Source organism: Paenibacillus sp. TCA20, from assembly GCF_000732325.1.
GTDB classification, from domain to species: Bacteria; Bacillota; Bacilli; order Paenibacillales; family Paenibacillaceae; genus Paenibacillus; species Paenibacillus urinalis.
Map to the genome: position 1 here is coordinate 38,760 of NZ_BBIW01000013.1, position 22,957 is coordinate 61,716.

The window sequence follows — 22,957 nt, forward strand, 5'->3', positions numbered from 1 at the left end:
GGCACAACGAGAAGTATTATTCTTCTTTAGTATGCCGGACGATGGTTTCCGCGTTAAGGAACATAAAAGGCTGATGAATATCAGTGAATTAGGGTGGCACCACGGTCTCACGTCCCTTCTACGGGGATGTGGGGCCTTTTTGTATTTCTCGTGAATCATATTAGGATCTGTTTAGGAGGAAAAAAGAAAATGAAAACTGTTTTTTCTGGTATTCAACCCAGCGGTAAATTAACACTGGGTAACTACATCGGCGCCATGAAAAATTTTGTGAAACTGCAGGACGAATATCATTGTCATTTCGTTGTCGTTGACCTGCATGCGATCACGGTTGCCCAAGACCCGGCGGCATTGAGAGAGCAATCGAAGGATGTTGCAGCCCTCTATCTTGCAGCAGGTATTGATCCGAAGAAAGCAAATGTGTTCCTTCAATCTCATGTACCCCAGCATGCAGAGCTCGGATGGATGTTAACGACGCTGACTGCAATGGGTGAGCTTGAGCGGATGACGCAGTTTAAGGATAAGTCCCAAGGTAAAGAGTCAGTAGGTGCAGGGCTGTTTGTATATCCGTCACTGATGGCTGCAGATATCTTGCTGTACAATGCGGATCTGGTTCCTGTCGGTGAGGATCAGAAGCAGCATCTTGAACTGACAAGAGATCTGGCACATCGTTTTAACCACCGTTACGGTGAATTCTTCACAATTCCTGAGGTCTATACACCGAAGGTTGGCGCACGCGTCATGTCACTGGATGATGCTTCCAAGAAGATGAGCAAAAGTAATCCGAACCCAGGCAGTTACATCTCCCTCTTGGATACACCGGCAGAGATTCGTAAAAAGATCAGCCGTGCGACAACAGACTCAGATAGCGCCGTCCGGTTTGATCCGGAGAACAAACCGGAAGTCAGCAACTTAATGAGCATTTACAGCGAATGCTCAGGCCTCTCTTTACAAGATGTAGAGAAAAGATTTGAAGGACAGATGTATGGCGGCTTCAAGAAAGAATTGGCCGAAGTCGTCCTGTCTGTTATCGAACCGATGCAAGAGAGATTCCGTGAAATACGCGAATCCGATGAGCTGATGAACATTCTGAACGCTTCCGCGGAACGAGCTCGTGAGGAAGCATCCAAAACCCTTGATGAAGTCAAAAAAAGAATGGGATTCGTACTTTAACAAAAAGAGCAAAGAAGGGCTTGTGATCTCGAAAGATCAAGCTCTTCTTTTTTTAGCCTTTATAACAAAGCCCCACCCGATATTGGCAACGGACAAGACAGCGAATAGCAGCGCATACCACAAGGAATAGCTAAGAGACACGGCAGTTGCCATAAGCAGAAGCATCGAAGAGGTCGCGAACCAAGCGGACAAACCTTTACTCATCATTTTGTAAAATACCTCCAGGTTAATGTTTTTTGTGAATAAGAGAATAGCGTCAGATAGTAAGAGACATAATAATCTTGCAAGCTTGCATAGCACATAATAACAGCATGAGAAGCGAAAGGAGATTACACATTATGGCATCTCGTTCTAACAATCTGGTAGTTCCACAAGCAACAGCAGCTCTTCAACAGCTTAAAATGGAGGCAGCTCAAGAACTGGGTGTAACCATTCCAGCTGACGGCTACTATGGTAACTACACTTCCCGTGAAACGGGTTCACTCGGTGGATACATTACCAAACGTCTTGTGCAACTAGCTGAACAACAACTGTCTGGCCGCAGCGGCCAGTAACTTAGACAGTATATAATTTGAGTCATAAGCCTAGAACGGCGTAAGCCGTTTTAGGCTTTTTGTGCGTTAATCCCTTTGTGCTGATTTTGCCTGAATAAACCGCTTTCCGTCAAGAACAAAAAAACGGCCTGTTCAGGCCGTTTCATGTAGATCGTACTAAATATTTGAGCTAATGGAGAGCTTCTTCTCCATCTTATCTTCACTTAGCCAGCCGACATAAGTGCTGATCGGCTCATAATTCTTATCCATGACGACGCAGGCGACAAAAGGATATTGCTTGCGATGCCGGTATCTGACATCTCCCCAACGGACAAAGTAGCCGAAGCTCAGCTCTTCTACCTCTGCGACTGCGAAGGATGTGAAGTAGAGGAAAGCTTGGATATCAGGATGTTCTTTGGATTTAGCCACCGCCGGATGGTCTGAGGAAACGGCATGTTTTTTCCAAGTAAGCTCATCTCCGTCCAGCTTTCCGATTTCGTAGCTTCCATCCTCATGGGCTTTAACGACATGCCAGCGGTTCAAATGGATCGTTGGAATGACATAATATTTGTCGTTAGATTTGGAAGCAGGGTCCATCCGTCTGACATGAGCCTTTCTGGCGAAGTGAACCCAAGTGCGCCAAATATAATAAAATGCTAAAAATATATACAGCACAGTGAAAATTTCAGCAGGGTGGAATACCCCGAAGGCCCACAGCAGGATGGCTGCGATATGGGTACCGAATAAAACCGGATCGAAGATGTGAATGATATTCCATGAGATCCACTTCTCCGTAATCGGCCGCAGCGCTTGTGTGCCGTAGGTGTTGAAGACATCTGTGAATACATGGACGCATACGGCGATTCCGGTCCAGAGAGCGACATGCCCGATTGGAACATCCCTGAATAGAAGTGCAATGGCGGCGGTAATCAGCACAGTCCATATAGCAAGAAAAGGAAGCGAATGAGTAATGCCGCGATGGTTACGTATATAAACGGCATTGTTTTTCATACGAAGCGCCGTGTCGATATCAGGTGCTTGTGAACCAACGACGGTTCCGATCATAACGGCAAAGGCAAGCTCAGGATTAGCCGCAACTACCGGATCGACGTAGCTGAGTCCGGCAAGTCCTATGCCCATAACAAAATGTGTAGCGGTATCCATCTAAGGTATTCTCCTTTGTTATTGGTATAAACGATAGCTGTAATCCTTGTTTTTTCTAAAAATGATCTGTTCAATTAGTAGATGCCCTATTCGCACATCCTGTATTCGATGAAGTAAGATAAGCCATAAATTTAGATAAATTTGTCATATCCTATTCATATTTGCAAGATGAATGTCAAAGACTTTCTTTTTTTGTTGTGATAAAATTTAGTGCGGAGGCCATAATTCCCCTCCATATGACGCAAAGCAAGGAGGATTATAGAAGCGTGAGTAATCGATATCGAGCCTCTTCCGATACGGCAGCGCTCTCAACCCGGCAAACACCGCCGCAAGAGTCTGTCACTTGGAGAGACTTCGTTACATTGGCTAAACCCGGCATCCTCCGGAGCAATCTGATTGCCGCTTTTGGCGGATATTGGCTTGCTTCTCAATGGGACATTGACTACCTCAAAATGATAATAACCATGCTCGGAACGGTTCTCGTTATGGCTTCAGCCTGTGTGTTTAATAACTACTTTGATCGTGAGCTGGATAGAAAAATGGAACGCACACGGGATCGCGCACTTCCTACCGGGAAGCTTACTCCGCAGCTCGTGCTCGCTTATGCATTTATCCTGGGGATTGCCGGACTAGCCCTATTGTTTTCTTTTTCCGGCTGGCTGGCAGGTGTACTCGGCATATTTGGGATGTTCATATACGTTATTGTGTATACGCTGTGGCTTAAGCGCTCCTCAACATGGAGTACTTCCATGGGAGGCTTCTCCGGCGCGGTGCCGCCTGTCATCGGATATGTTGCTGTAACCGGGACAGTAGATATGGGTGCGATTCTGCTCGGTGCCCTGCTGTTTTTGTGGCAGCCGCCACATTTCTGGTCGCTTGCCATTCGCCGTTTGGATGATTACAAGAATGCCGGCTATCCGCTGCTTCCGGTAGTGAAAGGAATCCATCGTACCAAAATTCAGATGATTCCTTATTTGATTCTCCTGGTTCCTGTGCCGATATTAATGTATGTCTATGGATACACGGGTATCATCTTTATGAGCGTATCTTTACTGCTGTCACTAATATGGCTGTTCCTTGGATTTCAAGGCTTCAGGGCTAGAGACACCGATGCTTGGGCCAAGAAGATGTTTTTCTTCTCCATAAATTATTTAACCATTAGCTTTATTCTAATGATTGTCGATACCGTGCGCCAATAGGTGTACTACTAAGAAGCCCGGTATGAACAGTAATTACACTTTCAGTGAAGAATTTAATCAATGAGCATATAGGAGTCCCTGTTAGACGTACAGCTGAAAGGACTCCTTCTTTTGTAGACTCAGCTTCAATTTTATTACATCCTTTGGGGATAATGTAAGAAGGGGAGTGGGGATAAGATGTCACTGTTTAGAAAATACATATGGACTTGGATATTGCTGCTGATTGCTGCAGCGATGGCTGGTTATCTAATCTATAATGCGCTTGATCTGGGGGAAGAAGCATTTCCGGTGGCAGGGGAAGTAACGGACTTTAGTATGGAAAATGTAGATGGAAGTACTGTTTCACTTGCGGATACGGAGGGAAAGGTAAGGCTGTTTTATTTCTATTTTACAAGCTGTCCGGATGTATGTCCGGTAACGACGTTCTCTATGTCGCAAGTACAGGATTTATTGAAGGAAGACGGCACTTTTGGCAGGGACGCTTCCTTTGTCTCCATCTCATTTGATCCAGAGGTAGACACGAGAGAGAAGATCAAGGAATTCGCCGATCGCTTCAAGGCAGATTACTCAGGCTGGTATTTCTTGAGAGGAGATGCGGAACAGACGAAGCAGCTGGCGAGAGACTCTTTCAAAATTATTATTGAAGGAGACAAGGCGGATAACTTCGTCCATGCCAATTATATCGGTCTTGTGGATAAGGACAACAATCTTCGTAAGGTATATAACGCGTCAGATATGGAGGCGGCAGCTCCGGATGTCATCGCAAGAGATGTCAGAACACTGGTAAACGAATAGGATATCGTTCTGCTAGAATATCTCAGGATAAATAATAAAAGCTTCAAGGCCGGCCTTCTCGAGCTGTGCAACCAGATACTCATCAGGTGTACCTTCAACACCCGCATAACCTTTTCTTGTATATATCTGTTCTGCATCGGGAAAGGTGTCGCGCAGCATAGCCCTTATTCGTTTACCTGAACTATCATTGTCCATGAACAGATACACTTCATCATCCTGAACGCGCTTGCGAAGCGTCTCCAGCTTCTCACTGTTGAGCGTACCGAACGTGCATAGGATGGATATTTCGGGATCGAGCAGCCTGCGGAGCTTGCTGCGGTCGTTCTTACCTTCAACAATGACATGAATCGGCATCGTATGCTTCACCTCTAGTATGTTAAGTATCGAAATTCCCCGGGAAATGTTTGTTTATATTTTAGCGCAATTTTGGAATTTGATGCAAAAAAGGTCTGCCGTAAAGGCAGGCCTCTTTATGTATGGGTCACACTCGGATCGTTAAACATGCTTGGCTTCCGGATGAGACAGAGTAGATGCTTTGAACTTGTTAGGGAATGGAAGGAGAAGCAGTCCAAGCATTAATACAATAAATGCAAGGAAATATGGTGACACGTCCATACGGATTTGTCCAGCGGCGATTGGTCCGACGAAGGAGCCGAGTGAAGTGGCAATGGACTGGATCGAGAACACTCTTCCTAGCCGTACACCTTGACTGAGCTGAACAAGCATGGAAGCCAGTGCAGGAAAGATAATTCCTTTGGAAGTACCCAGAATAAACAGAATCAGCCACAACGGAATTTGGGGTGCAGCGGCCATAAGAAAGAAGCTGAACGCCATGAGCAAAACACCGCCTGCGAGCCTCATGGTTGGTGAATACCGATTGAGAAATAGCATGCTCAGTGTTGCGAGAGCACCCAGACTGATGATCGAAAATAACAGACCCGTAGATAGGATGGAGGCCGACCCGCTGCCTCTAAGCGGCAGTTCAAAGAAAAGAATGCCCTGTGCACATGCAACGACCAGCGGAAGTACGAAAAAACGCCATGAAATTGGAAAAAAGCTGCGATTTGGGCTGTCTTCTGTCTGTGCTGCTGTTGATGGGGCGTTCGCTGCACTCGTTTTTACGGCTGGCAGTGTGAAGTAAGCCATAATTCCGGTAATGATCAGCAGGATGCCGAGACTCTGGAAAGTTCCCGAGAACCCGATGCCTGCGACGATAAATGCTCCTGCAGCCGGAGAGACAACAGAAGCTAAGGTGTGAACGACACCATGCCCTGACATATATTTGCCTTGGGTGATGGGATCCGATGATAGCTGGGCAAGAAGAGTCATACAGGCTGGAGACAGAAAAGCAAGCACAAAGCCGCTGATAGCCCGGAGGGCAAGCAGCTGCCAAGGAGCATCGACTTGGGATTGCAGGAGCAGTACAATTCCGGCAGCAGTCAAGCTGAAGACGATATACCTTCGGCTTCCATGCTTATCAATCTGAGTGCCTGCAATGAGATTGCCAGGCAGGTGGGTAAGTGAGTAGATCCCCATCATCCAGCCTATAAATGTAGGAACGGCTCCAAGTGAGAGCGCAAAGGGCGTGAGTATCGGATATTGAGCATGCAAATCAAAAAAGGCGAGAAATAGAAAAAGATAGAGCCATACGGCCGTTTTCAAGCGAACTGCACCTCCTTATTTCGAGTCGAACAAGCATAAGCACACCTGATATACTTGTACGCTGGACAAACGGGTCTTATACCGTTTTTTTCCACGAGCTCTTGCTTATATGACAGGGACATCGGTAATCATGTATAATATTCGGGAGAAATGAACCAAGAGCAAGGCAAGAGTAACCTCGATGAATACACAATCTTGAATTGACCGATAAAGTGGTACAGAACTCGAGTGTTGAAAAGGTGGTCAAGTAGATGGATATTGAAATATGGAAAGAGTTTATTTCGCAAAATTGGCTTGTTATCGTGATTGCGCTGATCCTGTTGTTCGTCGTCATTAATGTGCTGAGAACTGTGCTCAAATGGGCCATCGTTGTCGTCATTGTTGCGGCACTTATCATCTATAGCGGTGTTTCATTTGATCAGATTAAAACGGTCGTCACTGATGTAGGCACCAGCACGATGGATACGCTTCGAACAGAGGCTGCGGAGCTCATGCAGAAGGAAGCGGCAAAGGCGGAGTATGTAGTGAATCCGGACGGTACTTTTACCATAACCAGTCCGAATGTCGAAGTAAACGGCAAGCAGGGTGAGGACAAGGTCAAAGTCTCTGTCCGCGGCATATCGCTCGGGGAGTGGAGTATTAACGATACGGTTCGATTGTTTATGGAAACAGCTCAGAATAGATAGCTGCATTTTAGAGTTTTATATAGGCAAGAAAGCAGGTGAATTATGATTGATGCTTGGATAGGGAGTGTGAAGGAGGGGAACCTCATTACGCTCATTCTAATGTTGATCATCCTTATATCGCTGTTGCAGGGCTTTATCCGGGGAGCCTCACGTTCGGCAGGAACCCTGGTGAACCTGATTACCGAAGGGGTGTTCACGATCGTCGGGATCGCAGGTGCTTTTCTGCTATCCTTGAAGCTGTCTCCTGCGGTACAGTCATGGCTATCGGGTTACAGCGAAGCGATGCCGAGTCGCGATTTGAACATGTGGGAGCAAATTTACTACACAGTCATTACAGCACTGGCTGATTTTCCGCTGCTGCGGTTTGCTGTGCTGTTCGTTATTAGTTACAGCATCATTCGTTTCATTCTAGGTCTGATTGGCGGATTCATTAGAGGAATCCCATCCGGTGAAGCTCGCCGCAATCCTGGCTTTCTCAGCCGTTTAATGGGGGCGTGCTTTGGTGCTGTTGTTGGAGCGGCTAGATGCGTGTTGGTTATTGCACTGCTATTCATCGTAGTGAGCCTGTATCCAAGCAGTTCCTTCAGCAATTATGTAGAGTCATCACCGATGTATCAGCAAGGAGCCAAATCCGTAATAGAACCGATATCCGGGAATCTGATTAAGGACAAGCTTCCGGTTATCAGCCAGGCGGCACAGAAGGAATTTAACGGCATGATGCAGCGCAGATATGAGGTCATTGATCGTAATATTCCTGAGGATATCGAGGGAGCTGCAGCTAAGATTGTGGAGGGGGCCGTTACAGATGAGCAGAAGGCAAGAGCGCTCTATCAATGGGTAGGAACCCGAGTTGAGTACGATTATGGTAAAGTCGAGGATTACGAGCAGCGCGGCATATGGAATGAGCAGACGCCTCAAGATACCTTCGATACGATGATGGGGGTATGCATAGACTATGCGAGGCTCTATGCGGTGATGGCTCGTTCACAGGATCTCGAGGTGAGAGTCGTTACAGGCCTTGGTTACAACGGTCAAGGGGGCTATGGGGCTCATGCCTGGAATGAAGTATACCTGAGTGAGCAGGATACTTGGGTCCCGCTTGATCCGACATGGGCAAATAGCGGCGATTGGTTCAATCCGCCTCATTTTTATGACACCCATATCAAGGATCAGACTGTCTAAATAGGCTCTCTGGTATATTTCGGAGCAGCAGGAAAGGGTAGTAGCATAATGAACAAAGAGGAGATGGCTTCGTATCTTGGTCAGCAAACAAACCATGAGAAAAGTTTTAACTTTCGCTTAAATGTGTTTTTTCTTGCGACATTTCTTATTTTTACCGTATTAATTGTAAGATTGGCCTACTTGCAGCTGGTGCAGGGACCGACAATGCAGAAGGAAGAAGCCAATATTGCAACAAAAAGCGTGTCGATCGCGCCCATTCGCGGAACTATCTTTGATTCGACAGGCGAGAACAAAATTGCGTATTCTTCATCCACTCAATCCTTATATATGAGCTTGGACAAGAACTACAGTCTTGAAGAGAACAAGGCTGAGCTGAGCAGCATCATTTCGGAGCTTAAAGCGGTTTTTGACGAATATGGCGATTCAGAAATGACTATGTCCGAGCAGGAAATTGAAGATGCGCTTGATATTACGTATCGACAAAATTACGGATATACGCCTAGGCGAATCAAAACCGGTTTGACGAACGAGGAAATTGCCTATTTCTTATCTCATAAAGAGGATTTCCCTGGTGTTGAAGTGGTAGAAGAGAACATTCGTCATTATGACAAAGACACGGTTGCCGTACAGACCGTTGGGTACATGAAGCCCTTCCGCTCCGTGATTGATCCGGAATATGGTATCGATTTTTATATTCAAGCCAAGGAAGAGGAGGACCCGGCACTCCAATATCTTGATAATGAAGAGGTCGGATATGATGGAGTGGAGCTGATGTTCCAGGAGGAGCTTCGCGGCACGAAGGGGCTTAAGACCTTCCCGGTGGACTCGCAGAATCGGATCTCGGGTGAATCGACATTGACTCCGCCTGACAAGGGCAACAATGTGTGGCTGTCGATTAACAAAGATGTGCAGATGGCAACCGAACAGGCCATAATGGATCAGCTGGAATATTTGCAGACAACTAGCAATCCTGCCGTCTATGCACCCAACGCCAAAACCGGCTTTGCCGTTGCCATGGAAGTAGATACGGGCCAGATTGTTGCGATGGCAAGCATGCCTGACTACGACTCTAATGTGTGGTCAGAGGGCAGTAAAACCCAGGAAGAAATTAATAAGATATCACCGTTCTCCTCCAATGGAGCCATTCGTGAAGTGTATCAATCGTATGGAAGCCAGGAGGAGAGCTATAAGCATCCTTCTTCTACCGTGCTGCTCGGTTCTGTTATTAAGCCGTTGTCGGTATTGATCGGATTGAATGAAGGGCTGTTTACAACCTCGACGATCTATAACGATACCGGAGCAGGCAAGTTCGGGAAGAAGGGATACGAATCAACGGTACGTAATTCGAGTGGTCACGTATATGGTCAGATCGACCCGGCCTCTGCCATTGAACATTCCTCCAATGCCTTTATGATTGAGATGGTAGCCAATAAGCTGTTTGATGAATACAATACCGGTGGTGTTGAAGTGTGGGACAGCTATATGAAGCAGTTTGGGCTTGGTGTCAGTACGGAAAGCGGTCTGCCTGGTGAGCAGGAAGGGCTACGTGAGTATATCCATGAGCAGGAGACCAACAGTACACAATCTGCCTTGGCTTTTGCTTCATTTGGTCAGCAGGGTAAGTATACAACACTGCAGCTGGCACAATACACCGCCATGCTTGCGAATGAAGGGAAACGGTTAAAGCCCCAAATTGCCAGCAAAATTACGGATGAAGATGGGAATGTCGTCAAGGAATTCGGAGCAGAAATTCTGAATACGGTCGACATGGATGATGCTTACTGGGAAGAGATCAAAAAAGGGATGAACAGTAATGTTCAAGGCTTTGATCATTTTCCTTATGATTACGCCCGCAAGACAGGGACTTCTCAGCAGAATGTAGGCGGAGTAGATGTTGAGAACGGTGTGTTCATTACCTTCGCCCCCCGTAACAATCCGAAGCTGGCGATTGCTGTCGTTATACCGGAAGGCAAATACGGCTCCAACAGTGCGGCGCCGGTAGCAAGGAAGATCTATGATGCTTATGACAAATATATCGGACTGGACGGTACGCCTAAGGGAGATAATGAGGCAGCCGAACAGGAAGAAGAGCAGAGCTCTAATTAATATTTAATGGTATGAAGCAGTATGTCTTGAAAGGTTCATATAAGGCATACTGCTTCTTTGTCGTTTAATGACGAAACTGTAACCGGCAAAGAGGAAATTTATTGTCCGAATATGGTAGAATGGAATACAGCAAAAGAATCACAAAGCGAGGTATCGTATGGCACAGCAGCAAAATCATGAAAAGGAAGAACTTTCGAACAAACGCCGGTTCAGTTTTCGATTGAATTTTTTCTTTTTTAGCTCTTTTATTATCTTTTCTATTATTATTATAAGATTGGCCGTGCTTCAGTTTGTGGAGGGGCCCGTGCTTGCTCAGCAGGAGAGCAGCAGTGTAACGAAGAGTATTCCATTGCTTCCTGTCCGCGGAACAATCTATGATGCAACCGGAGAAACCAAGCTAGCCTATTCGGAGCCGATTCAATCTTTGTACATAACCCTGTACAAAAATTACAGCCAGCAGGAAGGCGGCCCAGAGAATCCGAATCGTCCAGAAGCCGAGGCCATGGCGGAGAAGCTGGCAGAAGTGTTTGCTGAGTATGGGGAAGCAGACCGTGAGCCAATGTCTAAAGATGATATCATTAACGCCATGGATCTGGAGTATCGTCAGACACACGGCTATACGCCGAGGCTGATCAAGAGCGACCTGTCGAAAGAAGAGATTGCTTACTTCATGCAGCATAAGAAGGATTTTCCAGGCGTGAGTGTAATAGAGGAAACGGTCCGCAAATATGATGAGGATTCTGTCGCTGTACAAGCGATTGGCTATCTGAAGACGTTCAAGACGTCCAAGACATTGGCAGAATACGCTGCGATTGATCAGGAAAATAGCAGCCAAACGGACCCGGGGCTCGTCTATTCTGAGCTGGAGTATGTGGGTGTAGATGGCTTGGAACGACAGTATCAGGATGAGCTGCGCGGCAAAGCAGGATACAGTCAGATTCCGATCAACCCGCTTAACCTGCCGGAGGAGGGAACGGTGATTCAGCCTCCGGAGAAGGGTCATGACCTGATCTCATCGATTAATAAGGACATTCAGGTTGCAACAGAACAAGCGATCTTGGATCAGCTGGACTGGCTTCACACCAATCTGGTGTCAGGTAAGTATCATACAAATGCCAAGACAGGCTTTGCTGTCGCCATGGAAGTCGATACGGGCAATGTAGTTGCGATGGCCAGCATGCCGGATTATGATCCGAATGAGCCTTGGGACTATGACAAGGTCAAATACATTTACCGGAATGGTACCGTAGAGTCCTTCCCGCCGGATGATACGGGAAGACATCCTGAATCAACGGTGCTATTAGGTTCAACGGTTAAACCGCTCAGCGTTCTTATTGGATTGAAGGAGGGTTTCTTCTCTCCGAACGGAACGGTTTATCAGGATCGAGGAATTGCCTACTTTGGACGGGATGATTCTAGTGTAAGGAACTCCCAGGGCCATGTATATGGACCTTTATCGGCAGCAACTGCAATCCAGCATTCCTCCAATGCCTTTATGGTTGATTTGATCGGAGAGAAGCTATGGAACAAGTATGGTAGTGAAGGGGTTAACGTCTGGGATCAATACATGAAGGAGTTTGGTCTTGGGGTAGAAACGGGTGTGGATCTGCCAAAAGAATACGAAGGCTTCCTTGAGTACACTAATGAAGGGGAAACGGCACTAGCAAGACTTGCCTTTGCTTCATTTGGTCAGCAGGGTAAATATACGACGATGCAGCTGGCTCAGTATGCAACGATGCTGGCTAACAAAGGGAAACGATTAGAACCACATCTGGTGAAGGAAATTCGTGATGCGGAAGGCAATATTGTGGAGAAAATCGAACCTGAAATTCTCAATGAAGTTGATTTTAATGACGCTTATTGGGAAACGATTCATCGCGGGATGAATACCGATGTAAGCATGGCATTCTCAGGATTCCCTTATGATTTTGCTCGTAAGACAGGTACATCAGAGCAGGATATTTATTTTAATGGAACGCGTAATCGGGTGGAGAACGGAGTATTTATCGCCTTTGCTCCGCGTGATAATCCTAAACTGGCAGTGGCTGTTGTAGTACCGGAAGGTGGATATGGCTCAAGCAGTGCTGCTCCGATCGCCCGTAAAATCTTTGATGCATACGATCAGGTATACGGTCTCGATGGTGTTCCGAAAGGAAAACCGGAGAATAGCGAAGAGGATACAACAGAACAATAAGAACAACAGGCTGTCGGGAAAATTTCTCGGCAGCTTTTTTTTGCCTGCGAATGGAATAAATTAGTATAATTAGAGTTGTTAATCCATATAACTGACCGATTCAATACCGACTGTGGGACGATGGGAGAGGATTCATCGAATGAACCGTTATGAACAGGAGCAGGAAAGGCTGCTTAAGGCAAATAAAAGAAGCTTTCGTCTTAATCTCACTTTTTTCGCTGCCTTTCTGCTGTTTTGTGTACTGATCGTACGCCTGGCCTTTCTACAGTTTGTCGAAGGTGCTGAACTGACTGCGCTTGAGCATGGGGAGAATCGGAAGGCGGTGCCGATGATGCCTGTGCGAGGAACAATTTTTGATGCAACCCATACGCCGCTTGCTTATTCAGAGCCTTCGCATTCGTTATACCTCACTCTCTATAAAAATTACGGGAACGCAGAAGGCATCCCCTCAGCAAGCCGGATTGAAATGAATTTGCTGGCCGAGGAAATTGCAGCTGTGTTTAGACAGTATGGTCATGCGGATGCGGAGGAGATCACCGCTGGGGATATTGTCAATAAGCTCGATTTGAATTATTCCAAAGCCGGAGGATATGTCCCCCGTTTGATCAAGAGCAATTTATCCTCCGAAGAAGTGGCTTATTTTCTACAGCATAAAGAACGGTTTAAGGGAATCGACATCGTTGAAGAAACGGTGCGCAGATATCATAAGGATTCACTGGCAGTACAGACGGTGGGTTACTTGTATAAGTTCAAGGGAGCTAAGGTAGAGTCACTGTACGAGCAGATGGATCAGCGAAATGCTGAGATGGCTGTTCAGCAGCCAGGGCTGTTTTATCAGGAGAATGAGCTGGTCGGGTTCGGTGGTCTGGAGCTTCAGTATCAGGAAGAGCTTCGGGGTGAATCCGGATATTGGCTCATTCCAGTGGATCCTCGTAACATGCCGATCGGACCAGCAGAGCTCGTACCGCCGAAGAAGGGCCATCATTTGTACACTACACTGCATAAGGATGTGCAAAAGGCAGCAGAGCAGGCGATTCTGGATCAGATTGAGGCCCTTCGTTCCAGCGGCAAGAGCGAGTCGAAGAACGCATCAACCGGCTATGCAGTAGCGATGGAGGTGGATACAGGGCATGTAATCGCCATGGCCAGTATGCCGGACTACGATACCAATGTATGGGAACAGGGCGGTGTGTCTCCGGAGATCTATGACCAGATTCGCCATATTTATCAGAATGGTACGATCCGGTCCTTTTTCCCTTCGGACAAAACAAACACGCCGGAGTCGGTCGTGCTTCTCGGTTCTACTGTAAAGCCGCTCAGCGTTCTAATCGGTCTGAAGGAAGGGCTGATCAGTCCTTCTACAACGTATAATGACCTCGGTTCGGCCGAATTTGGCCGGGACGGATCAAGAGTCTCGAACTCAGGCGGTGCTGTCATGGGAAGACTAACGGTACAAGATGCAATACGCCGTTCCTCGAATGCCTTTATGGTCGATTTGATTGGTGAAGAGCTGTACCGAAGATATGGGAGCAAGGGAGTCGACATTTGGGATGAATACATGAAGGAATTCGGTCTCGGAGTGGCAACAGGTGTGGACCTGCCGAATGAATTTCGCGGCCGGATTGAGTATAGGCAGGAGGGACAGACAGCACTTGCATCACTGGCGTTTGCTTCCTTCGGACAGCAGGGCAAGTACACGACAATGCAGCTTGCACAATATGCGGCGATGCTAGCTAATAAGGGGAAGCGGATGGAGCCTCATCTCGTGAAGGAGATACGGGATTCAGCAGGCAATGTCGTGAACAAAATCGAACCCAAGGTGCTGAATGAAGCTAAATTTGATGACGGCTATTGGAGCATTATTCATCGCGGTATGGATACGAATGTGGGTGCTGCCTTTAACGGCTTTCCATACGATTTTGCTAGAAAAACGGGGACTTCACAGCAGATGATCTACCCAGGTAACGGCCAAGGGCCCATCAACGTGGATAATGGAGTGTTTATCGCTTTTGCTCCTCGTGAGAATCCCAAGCTCGCAGTTGCTGTAGTCATACCGCAAGGAGGATTTGGAGCAAGCAGTGCTGCCCCTGTTGCCCGTAAAATATTTGATGCGTATGACAAATACTATGGACTGGACGGTACTCCAGCAGCAAGTCAACAAGACCGCAAGCGTAATTCGAATTGAACATTTCTGTGTTTATAATTACATGACATAAAGAAAACGGGTCCAAGCAGGAGAAAATTTTCTCTTGCTTTTTTTTGTGGAGTCTAATAAAATTTGCACTAAGGAAACATTATTGTGCTTGTATAATAAAAGAGTGCATGTACAAAATTATTATACTTAATTAAATAACTTGGCCTAATGCTAAGTTGCTTGTCTGACGAATGTCTAACACAAAAACAAAAAATGGGTAAAGGGGAAATGAGAGAAATGAGGAGATTTACAGGTAGAACAGGAAGTAAGCTGCACAAAATGATGATCAGCGTGGCTGTTGTGAGCTCGATGCTCGTACTGGCCGCATGCGGAAATGCTTCGGATGAGGGAAGCTCGGCATCAGCTGATGATAAGCTCCAAATTACGACCACGACAGGGATGATTGCGGATGCAGCCCGCGAGGTTGGCGGTGATCTCGTAGAAGTGACAGGACTTATGGGTCCAGGGGTTGACCCGCATTTATACAAAGCTTCACAGGGAGATATTCAGAAGCTGGAATCCGCCGACGTCATTCTGTATAACGGTCTGCATCTGGAAGGGAAAATGTCAGATATCTTGATTAATATTGGCAAGTCGAAGCCTGTGGTTCAGGTAACCAAGGACATTCCAGAAAGTGAGCTGTTGATGGTGCCTTATGGGGACAGCGAGGAAGCAGATCCGCACATCTGGTTTGATGTTGAGAAATGGATTCAGGTTACAGATACGATCCGCAATGCAATGATTGAAGAAGATCCGGACAACACAGACACTTACAACCAACAGGCGGATGCTTATATTGAAGAGCTGAAAGCACTGCATGAAGAGGTAAAGACACAAATTGCTTCCATTCCAGAACAATCCCGAGTACTTGTTACCGCTCATGATGCATTTGGATATTTTGGCGAAGCATATGACATTGAAGTTGCGGGACTTCAGGGGATCAGTACATCAGCTGAAGCGGGTGCGAGCGATGTCAGCGAGCTGAGAGATTTTCTAGTGGAGAACAAGATCAAGGCCGTATTTGTAGAGTCCAGTATTTCGCCTAAAGCAATGGAAGCGATCGTAGCCGGAGCAGAAGAGAAGGGACATACCGTCTCGATCGGCGGGGAGCTGTTCTCAGATGCAATGGGCCCTGAAGGGACAGAAGAAGGAACATATATCGGTATGGTGAAGCACAATACGAAGACGATTGTAGATGCACTAAAATAAACGGGTAAGCATAGTAATAATGGGCTTAAGGCTATTGGAAGGAGTTGAATGGGGATGAGCTCAATATCGTATGAACAATCAGGAAGAGATCAATCTCAAGGCAGCGAGCAAATTCCGTTCTCGGTACGGAACCTGGCCGTTGCTTATCATAAAAAACCGGTGCTGAGGGATGTAACCTTCAGCGTGCCGGATGGCAAGCTGATCGGTATTCTGGGTCCCAATGGAGCCGGTAAATCTACGCTGATCAAGGCTGCACTCGGTCTTGTTCCTACAATCAGCGGCGATGTCCGCATCTACGGCAAGCCGTATAAGGAGCAGCGCAAACGAATCGGATATGTTCCTCAGCGAGAGTCCGTGGATTGGGATTTTCCAACGAATGCACTGGATGTCGTCTTAATGGGGCAGTATGGACAGCTTGGCTGGTTTAAGAGACCGGGCAAGAAAGAAAAAGAGCTTGCATTTGAGTGCTTGAGCAAGGTAGGCATGGCTGACTACAGCAATCGTCAGATCAGCCAGCTCTCGGGAGGTCAGCAGCAACGGGTCTTCTTGGCGAGAGCACTTGCGCAGAATGCAGATATATATTTTATGGATGAGCCGTTTGCAGGCGTTGATGCCACAACAGAGAAGGCGATTATTGTACTGCTCGAGGCACTCAAGAATCAGGGTAAGACCGTTCTTGTTGTACACCACGATCTGGCTACCGTGGAAGAATACTTTGATCATGTACTGCTCTTGAACGGCAGGCTGGTTGCTGCCGGACCGACAGCAGAAACCTTCACCCCTGATCTTCTGCAACAGACCTATGGGGGCCGTATTGCCATGATCGGGCATTCCGCACCGAAGGATGGAAGGTGAGTCTGATGTTTGAATGGATAGCTTCTGTAGTAACTGATCCTAACGTCAGATGGATTCTGTTTGGTTCTATGCTGCTTGGCTTTAGCAGCGGATTAATCGGTTCCTTTACCTATCTTCGCAAACAAAGTCTGATCGGTGATACCCTTGCTCATGCGGCACTCCCGGGCATATGCATCGCGTTTATGCTTAGCGGGGTTAAATCCACCTTCTTGTTCATGATTGGGGCCCTTGTTGCAGGTTGGATGGCGACCATCGGGATATCGCTCATAACCCGCTATTCCCGCATCAAGCAGGATACTGCTCTCGGTATCGTATTGTCCGTATTTTTCGGTATTGGTATTGTGCTGCTGACGAAAATTCAGCATGGGGATTACGGAAGTGCCAGCGGGCTGGATAAGTATATGTTCGGCCAGGCAGCTTCCATGGTCAGAAGCGACGTATACATGATGCTGGGAGTATCGGTTCTTCTGCTCATCGTGTGCTGGCTGCTATTCAAGGAGTTCAAGCTGATCAGCTTTGACGCCGGCTTTGCAAGGGGAATGGGTTATCCATCAGCCTTTCTTGAACAGCTGTTATTATTTCTAACCGTGATTGCCGTTGTTGCCGGCGTTCAGGTTGTAGGTGTCGTGCTGGTCGCAGCCTTATTGATTACGCCAGCTGCCGCTGCAAGGTACTGGACGAATGCGCTCGGTCTGATGGTCTGTCTGGCAGGACTGTTTGGAGCAATTAGCGGAGCACTGGGCACGCTGATCAGTGCAACAACGCCGGATCTTCCTACTGGACCCGTTACCGTGCTGGTGATCACACTGATCTTCGGTGTATCTGTGTTGATCGCACCGGGCCGGGGGCTGCTCGCCAAAGAAATTAGGAAGTATAGAACCAAAACGGATTACAACAATCAGCAGCAATCGGTAAATCGTGCTGAGGTAAGTAAATAGGAAGGGGGAAATCAATCATGTCAACATTTTGGATCTTGCTAACTGCCATACTGGTTTCCTCGGCCTGTGCACTGCTCGGTACGTTTCTGGTGCTTAGAAAGATGGCGATGGTTGGGGATGCAATCAGCCACGCGGTCCTTCCTGGTATCGCCATTGCCTTTTTGATCAGCGGCCGTGAATCTCTCTGGATTCTTGTCGGCGCTACGGCGGTGGGACTGCTTGCTGTCTTTCTGATTCAGCATCTGGAGTCCAGCGGGCTACAGTCTGATGCTTCCATCGGGATTGTTTTCACAGCTCTGTTCGCCTTTGGTGTCATTCTGATTAGTTTAAATGCACAGAATGTCGACCTTGATCTGGACCACGTACTGTATGGTGAAATTACGTATGTTCAATGGGACCGGCTAATCATCGGAGAGATGGATCTCGGGCCAAGGGCGGTATGGATGCTCGGAATTACCCTGGCGATTATTCTAACGCTGCTAACTTTGTTCTACAAGCAGTTTAAGCTGGTATCCTTTGACCCTGCACTAGCGGCGGCTACTGGCATTCCGGTAATGCTGTTTCACTATCTGCTGATGGGCATGGTGTCTATGACCTCTGTCGCTTCATTTGACAGTGTCGGCGCCATTCTCGTTGTCGGCATGCTGATTGTACCTGCGGCGACGGCATATCTGCTCACAGATCGGCTGTCCCATATGCTGGTGATCAGTGTTATTATCGGTGTAATCAGCTCATTTGCCGGCTATTATTCCGCTTTGATCATGGACTCGTCCATTGCCGGATGCATGGTAGCTTCTGCGGGTATTTTGTTTGTGCTGGCCTTCCTGTTCTCTCCACTTCATGGAGTTGTCGTTCGGAAATGGAAACAGAAGCGGGGCACCATGACAAAAGATCCGCTGGAAGTATAGTTGAATTAGGTGTACGAGAATGTAACATAATGAAATGATGAAGTGACAGGCTGAGATGGGAATCTCGCCCTGTCCTTTTTGCATTGTAATTTTTGTTGAACAATCCTGTTTTATGTTAAAATGTCGCTATGCCTCTTGATAGAGCGGCTAAAGGTATGATGAAATTGAATCTAGTTGATTCTGCCTTATAGAGAAATACGAAATTGGATAAGAGATGCAACATACACAAAGGAGGTCGAACCTGCTTGAGTAATCATTATCAATATAAATTACTTGCGCTGGATATGGATGGTACACTGCTGACGGATAATCATGAGATATCCCATGAGACTTCCACCTGGATTCATAAAGCGATGGAGGCTGGCATTCATGTCTGTCTGTCCACCGGACGTGCCGCGCATCATGCCCTGCCTTACGGTCAGAAGCTGGGCCTTGCGACACCGATGGTTACAGTGAATGGAAGCGAAGTATGGAAATCGCCGAATGAGCTGCATATCCGCACATTGCTTGACCCTGAATTAATTAAGAAGATGCACGATATTGCTGTGAAGCATGACTGCTGGTTCTGGGCTTATTCCGTAGATCAGCTGTTTAATCGTGAGCGCTGGGTGGATGCCATTATGGAACATGAGTGGTTGAAATTTGGCTATACCACAGAGGATGATCAGGTGCGTCATGAGATTCTCATGGAGCTTCAGGATCTCGGCGGGCTGCAGATCACTAATTCTTCACCGACCAACCTGGAAGTGAATCCTGCGGGGATATCGAAGGCAAGTGGGATCGCTGAGGTGTGCAAGCTGCTGGGTATAACCATGGAAGAGGTTGTTGCCGTTGGCGACAGCTTGAACGATCTTGCGGTTATTCAGGCTGTGGGTCTTGGTGTGGCCATGGGTAATGCACAGGAGACGGTGAAGGAAGCAGCAGATCTCATTGTCGCTTCCAATAATGAGGATGGCATTGTGGAGGTCATTCGTGACCATATGTTGAAGGTAGGAACGACTAAAATACAGCCTTAACGTTTCGCACGGGGAAGGAAGAAGGGAAAGAACGTTTTGTCTAAGAAAGAATCATTTATTAAGGGGACGCTGATTCTGGCTGCAGCGGCATTAGTTGCGCGCGTGCTGGGCCTGGTTCAGCGGGTTCCGCTTGAGCATTTGCTCGGCCCGGTCGGGGACGCTTCATTCGGTGTCGCAAACAGCGTCTATCTTATGCTCCTTACTGTAGCGACAGCAGGCATTCCGAGCACGCTCAGCAAGATGGTATCTGAACGGTATGCGCTCGATAAGCCGCAGGATGCCAAAAGAGTTTATCAGGCTGCGCTTATCTTCGCTGGTTTTGCCGGAATCGTCATGACTATTCTCTTATGGTCACTCGCTCCATTCTATGCAACCTATATTGCTCAGGTCCCGGAGGCATCGACAGCGATTCGGGCGCTAGCTCCTGCACTGCTGCTGTTTCCGACCATTGCCATGATGCGAGGATACTTCCAAGGCCGCAATAATATGACGGCTGGGGGGATCTCTCAAATCGTGGAGCAATTCGCCCGAGTGGGAACGGCGATTCTGCTTGCGTTCATTCTCTTGCGGCTCGGATATGCAGATGAAGAGGTAGCAGCAGGTGCTTCTTTCGGAGGAGTGCTGGGCAGCATCGGAGCTTTTGCTGTTATGATGTATTTTGCATTCAAGCAGTCCCGCAAAGACCAGTCGATGGGGCTTGCACTGAATGCAAACACGCAGGTTCCATTATCACGCATCTACCGTGATATCTTTACGCTATCGATTCCTATCGTCCTGTCATCCCTTGCTGTGCCTGTAGTGAATTTTATTGATTCCTCCATCATTAAGCCGCTGATCAGCGGTGATGTCGGATCAGATGCAGCGACCAATCTGCTCGGGATCTTAACGAATCGTGCACAGCCGGTTGCGGGGATTCCACCGATTCTCGCTATTGCGCTTAGTCAGTCGCTTATTCCTATTATCGCCGCAGCTTATGCCAGAAAAGATGAAAGCCATCTGCGCGGACAGGTTACCCTGGCGATGCGAATTGCCATCATGACAGGTATGCCGATGGTCATTGCACTTACCGTTGCTGCATATTCCATCAACGGACTCTTGTTCAGTACGTTGGAAGGTGCCGGCGTAGTGGCGATGCTGACGTTCGGAACGATCTTCCAGATTACAATGATGACGTCGAATTCCATCTTGCTGGGAATCGGTAAACCCAAAATAACGATGGTTACCGTCTTCATAGGAATCGTAGTGAAGCTTGCCGCGAGCTTTGCGCTTGCACCGTTCTTCGGCATCTATGGCATCATTGCTTCAACAGGTCTCGCATTCCTCATCATTACAGCATTAAATGTACGTGTTCTGAAGAAAACAGTCAGCTTCTCCATCCTTGGCTCAAGGTGGGCAGGATTTGCTGCAACGGTCGTGCTCTCGGCAGGAATAGGGTACGGGCTCCATCAGCTGGGTCTGCGAATGACTGATCTGATGCCGTCTAGACTGGCTTACCTGATTAACTGTGGGATCGTTGGATTAGCTGTTCTTATCAGCTACTTTGCTCTACTCATCCTTCTCGGTGTACTGCGAGAAGACGAGCTGAAGAGTTATCCGCGTATCGTTCAGAAGGTGCTCCGCCCGCTTATGCGATTGAAGCGTTCTGGTAATCAGGGAGCAAGAGGATAACAGGTGAGGATTAGAATACTACGTATATAGAAAAAAAGGCATCGTTTCATCACCAGATGAAACGATGCCTTTTGATGTCTAAATTAATCGATCCAGGTCATGCATCATGGCCAGCTTGGATAGACTGCTCCTATGCTCATGGCTGATCTCGAACAGTTTGGGCCGTCTTGGAACGGTCAGATGACCGAGACTATCGGTTTGAGTCAGCCAGTCTTCCCGAGATATTTTCTCATACGGCAAGTCCTGCCAAACGTCTAGCAGTTTTGGGCTGTACAGCTTACTTCCTGACGGGAGCGCTTCATTTCGGCTCAGCATAGGCGATACGAGGGCCTCATGTGTAGAGAGCTCTTTTTGAGCTGTGAAAAATTTAGGCCAGTATTCGCTTCTTGAGCCTTCATGAGGGACGGCATATGCATAAGCAGCAGCCCGGTCCAGCACCTGCTCATGTCCAAATAGCAGCGCATACAGATTCTTGCCAAAGGCAATCCGCTCATGCACCTTGTTGAAATTCGACAAGGTCAAGCCAACGAGCTCCTCATTAATACCGAGCGGGATGACAATATGATTCAGCCCCGCGATTTCATGTGAGCGAAAGGACAGAGTAGAGGTGACATGGTGCTGGTAGAACGAATTGCGGATGACGCGGTACTCAATATAGTTCTGTTCATTAATGATCAGTCCAACCGCCAGCAGCGCACTGTCCCTGTTCAGCCAGAATTGCTCCCAGAAGGGAACCATGAAGGAGGAAATGTGAAATTCCGATAGTAAATGAAAGTAGCTCCGGCCTTTTTCCTTACTTTTCATATATAGCATCAGCTGAGGGTAAGCGTCTTGAAAAATAAGTGCGTTGCACCGTTCAAGCAGCAGGTATACCCTTTCTTTTTCTTGGTCATTCAGGATGTTCTTCAGCAATCCGCTGCGCAGATCTGTCATATTATATCCACCGTTCCGGGATACGAAGTGAGCGAGCAGTGCCCAGTGCAGCTCTGGATAAGACTTGTAGCAGGCGAGATAAGCTGCTGTTCGGGAGACATTGCTCTGGTTGTGAACTCTTGTCAGCTGCTTAATCTCCTGAACGAGCTCCAGCTCCTCCACACTATAAGGGTCAAGCTGGCTGCTCCGGAGGGAGGCTGTCTGAACACCAGACGTTCTTACACTTGCCATCATATGCTCAAGCTGATGCTGTACCTGTACGGCAGAAGACGTCTGCCACGTCAGGGAGAGAAGTGGGTGACGCAGTTTTTTGGAGGCTTCCCAGGCTGATCTCTTCCCAGTGATCATTTCCTTGATCGTGACCGGAATCGTTGTAATCAGCTGCCAAATAGAAGGCTTGGGCTGCGCTTGATAATCTGGTTTGTCCATCATCATATCTCCCTTTCGTTGAATCGTCTCACGATGCTTACTCACGATGTTTACTAGTATGCACACAAAATTTGACTTCCACTCTATTCTTTGCTTCACTAAGGTAAGATAAAGGT

General features: G+C 47.5%; 20 protein-coding genes and 1 other annotated feature (1 of these 21 running past the window's edge). Of the genes, 15 read left to right on the top strand and 5 right to left on the bottom strand.

Annotation, left to right across the window (positions count from 1 at the left end):
* Window positions 1-120 (top strand) — a binding site (T-box leader) (it extends 110 nt beyond the left edge of the window).
* Window positions 121-189: 69 nt separating this feature from the next.
* On the top strand, window positions 190-1,170 hold the full coding sequence (trpS, locus tag TCA2_RS20830) for a tryptophan--tRNA ligase (RefSeq protein WP_047913533.1): 981 nt from the start codon (window positions 190-192) through the stop codon (window positions 1,168-1,170).
* 36 nt (window positions 1,171-1,206) lie between these two features.
* Here trpS and TCA2_RS27340 read toward each other — a convergent pair whose 3' ends face one another.
* A complete protein-coding gene (locus tag TCA2_RS27340; protein WP_193746103.1) occupies window positions 1,207-1,377 on the bottom strand; it encodes a hypothetical protein in 171 nt (56 codons plus the stop codon).
* Between the two features lie 131 nt (window positions 1,378-1,508).
* On the opposite strand from TCA2_RS27340, the gene TCA2_RS20835 reads away from it, so the two are divergent.
* Window positions 1,509-1,724 carry an alpha/beta-type small acid-soluble spore protein gene (locus TCA2_RS20835; protein ID WP_047913534.1) on the top strand — a complete coding sequence of 72 codons (216 nt, stop codon included), beginning with the start codon at window positions 1,509-1,511 and terminating at the stop codon, window positions 1,722-1,724.
* Between the two features lie 156 nt (window positions 1,725-1,880).
* Here the strand turns inward: TCA2_RS20835 and TCA2_RS20840 are convergent, their stop codons facing one another.
* Window positions 1,881-2,867, bottom strand: a complete 987-nt coding sequence (locus tag TCA2_RS20840) for a metal-dependent hydrolase (RefSeq protein ID WP_047913535.1) — start codon at window positions 2,865-2,867, stop codon at window positions 1,881-1,883.
* A 266-nt stretch (window positions 2,868-3,133) separates the two neighbouring features.
* Between TCA2_RS20840 and cyoE the strand changes: the two genes are divergently transcribed.
* Both cyoE and TCA2_RS20850 read left to right on the top strand, forming a co-directional pair.
* On the top strand, window positions 3,134-4,066 hold the full coding sequence (gene cyoE / locus TCA2_RS20845) for a heme o synthase (RefSeq protein WP_047913536.1): 933 nt from the start codon (window positions 3,134-3,136) through the stop codon (window positions 4,064-4,066).
* A 177-nt stretch (window positions 4,067-4,243) separates the two neighbouring features.
* Window positions 4,244-4,861: an SCO family protein gene (locus TCA2_RS20850; RefSeq protein ID WP_047913537.1), complete on the top strand. Its 618-nt coding sequence runs from the start codon at window positions 4,244-4,246 to the stop codon at window positions 4,859-4,861.
* A gap of 12 nt (window positions 4,862-4,873) precedes the next feature.
* Here TCA2_RS20850 and TCA2_RS20855 read toward each other — a convergent pair whose 3' ends face one another.
* Both TCA2_RS20855 and TCA2_RS20860 read right to left on the bottom strand, forming a co-directional pair.
* Window positions 4,874-5,215 carry a toprim domain-containing protein gene (locus TCA2_RS20855; protein WP_047913538.1) on the bottom strand — a complete coding sequence of 114 codons (342 nt, stop codon included), beginning with the start codon at window positions 5,213-5,215 and terminating at the stop codon, window positions 4,874-4,876.
* A 141-nt stretch (window positions 5,216-5,356) separates the two neighbouring features.
* Window positions 5,357-6,523, bottom strand: coding sequence for an MFS transporter (locus TCA2_RS20860; RefSeq protein ID WP_047913539.1), 1,167 nt, complete (start codon window positions 6,521-6,523; stop codon window positions 5,357-5,359).
* 251 nt (window positions 6,524-6,774) lie between these two features.
* On the opposite strand from TCA2_RS20860, the gene TCA2_RS20865 reads away from it, so the two are divergent.
* The 11 genes from TCA2_RS20865 to TCA2_RS20915 all read left to right on the top strand — a co-directional run bounded on the left by TCA2_RS20865 (window position 6,775) and on the right by TCA2_RS20915 (window position 21,479).
* Entirely contained in the window at window positions 6,775-7,209 is a 435-nt protein-coding gene (locus tag TCA2_RS20865) for a hypothetical protein (RefSeq protein WP_047913540.1), read from the top strand.
* A gap of 42 nt (window positions 7,210-7,251) precedes the next feature.
* Window positions 7,252-8,391 carry a transglutaminase domain-containing protein gene (locus tag TCA2_RS20870; RefSeq protein ID WP_047913541.1) on the top strand — a complete coding sequence of 380 codons (1,140 nt, stop codon included), beginning with the start codon at window positions 7,252-7,254 and terminating at the stop codon, window positions 8,389-8,391.
* A 48-nt stretch (window positions 8,392-8,439) separates the two neighbouring features.
* Window positions 8,440-10,497, top strand: a complete 2,058-nt coding sequence (locus tag TCA2_RS20875) for a penicillin-binding protein 2 (RefSeq protein ID WP_047913542.1) — start codon at window positions 8,440-8,442, stop codon at window positions 10,495-10,497.
* Window positions 10,498-10,654: 157 nt separating this feature from the next.
* On the top strand, window positions 10,655-12,691 hold the full coding sequence (locus TCA2_RS20880; RefSeq protein WP_047913543.1) for a penicillin-binding protein 2: 2,037 nt from the start codon (window positions 10,655-10,657) through the stop codon (window positions 12,689-12,691).
* Between the two features lie 139 nt (window positions 12,692-12,830).
* Window positions 12,831-14,876, top strand: a complete 2,046-nt coding sequence (locus TCA2_RS20885) for a penicillin-binding protein 2 (RefSeq protein ID WP_047913544.1) — start codon at window positions 12,831-12,833, stop codon at window positions 14,874-14,876.
* Window positions 14,877-15,122: 246 nt separating this feature from the next.
* A complete protein-coding gene (locus TCA2_RS20890; protein ID WP_081872709.1) occupies window positions 15,123-16,094 on the top strand; it encodes a metal ABC transporter solute-binding protein, Zn/Mn family in 972 nt (323 codons plus the stop codon).
* 54 nt (window positions 16,095-16,148) lie between these two features.
* Complete coding sequence (locus tag TCA2_RS20895; protein WP_047913546.1) at window positions 16,149-16,949, top strand: metal ABC transporter ATP-binding protein; 801 nt, start codon at window positions 16,149-16,151, stop codon at window positions 16,947-16,949.
* A 5-nt stretch (window positions 16,950-16,954) separates the two neighbouring features.
* A complete protein-coding gene (locus tag TCA2_RS20900; protein ID WP_047913547.1) occupies window positions 16,955-17,887 on the top strand; it encodes a metal ABC transporter permease in 933 nt (310 codons plus the stop codon).
* Between the two features lie 17 nt (window positions 17,888-17,904).
* Window positions 17,905-18,795, top strand: coding sequence for a metal ABC transporter permease (locus TCA2_RS20905; protein WP_047913548.1), 891 nt, complete (start codon window positions 17,905-17,907; stop codon window positions 18,793-18,795).
* A 245-nt stretch (window positions 18,796-19,040) separates the two neighbouring features.
* Entirely contained in the window at window positions 19,041-19,811 is a 771-nt protein-coding gene (locus TCA2_RS20910) for a Cof-type HAD-IIB family hydrolase (RefSeq protein WP_274520945.1), read from the top strand.
* Between the two features lie 36 nt (window positions 19,812-19,847).
* A complete protein-coding gene (locus TCA2_RS20915) occupies window positions 19,848-21,479 on the top strand; it encodes a polysaccharide biosynthesis protein (RefSeq protein WP_047913549.1) in 1,632 nt (543 codons plus the stop codon).
* A 78-nt stretch (window positions 21,480-21,557) separates the two neighbouring features.
* On the opposite strand, the gene TCA2_RS20920 is transcribed toward TCA2_RS20915, so the two are convergent.
* Window positions 21,558-22,907 (bottom strand): DUF2515 family protein, encoded by a 1,350-nt coding sequence (locus TCA2_RS20920; RefSeq protein ID WP_238546469.1) that lies wholly within the window; start codon window positions 22,905-22,907, stop codon window positions 21,558-21,560.
* Window positions 22,908-22,957: the final 50 nt, after the last annotated feature.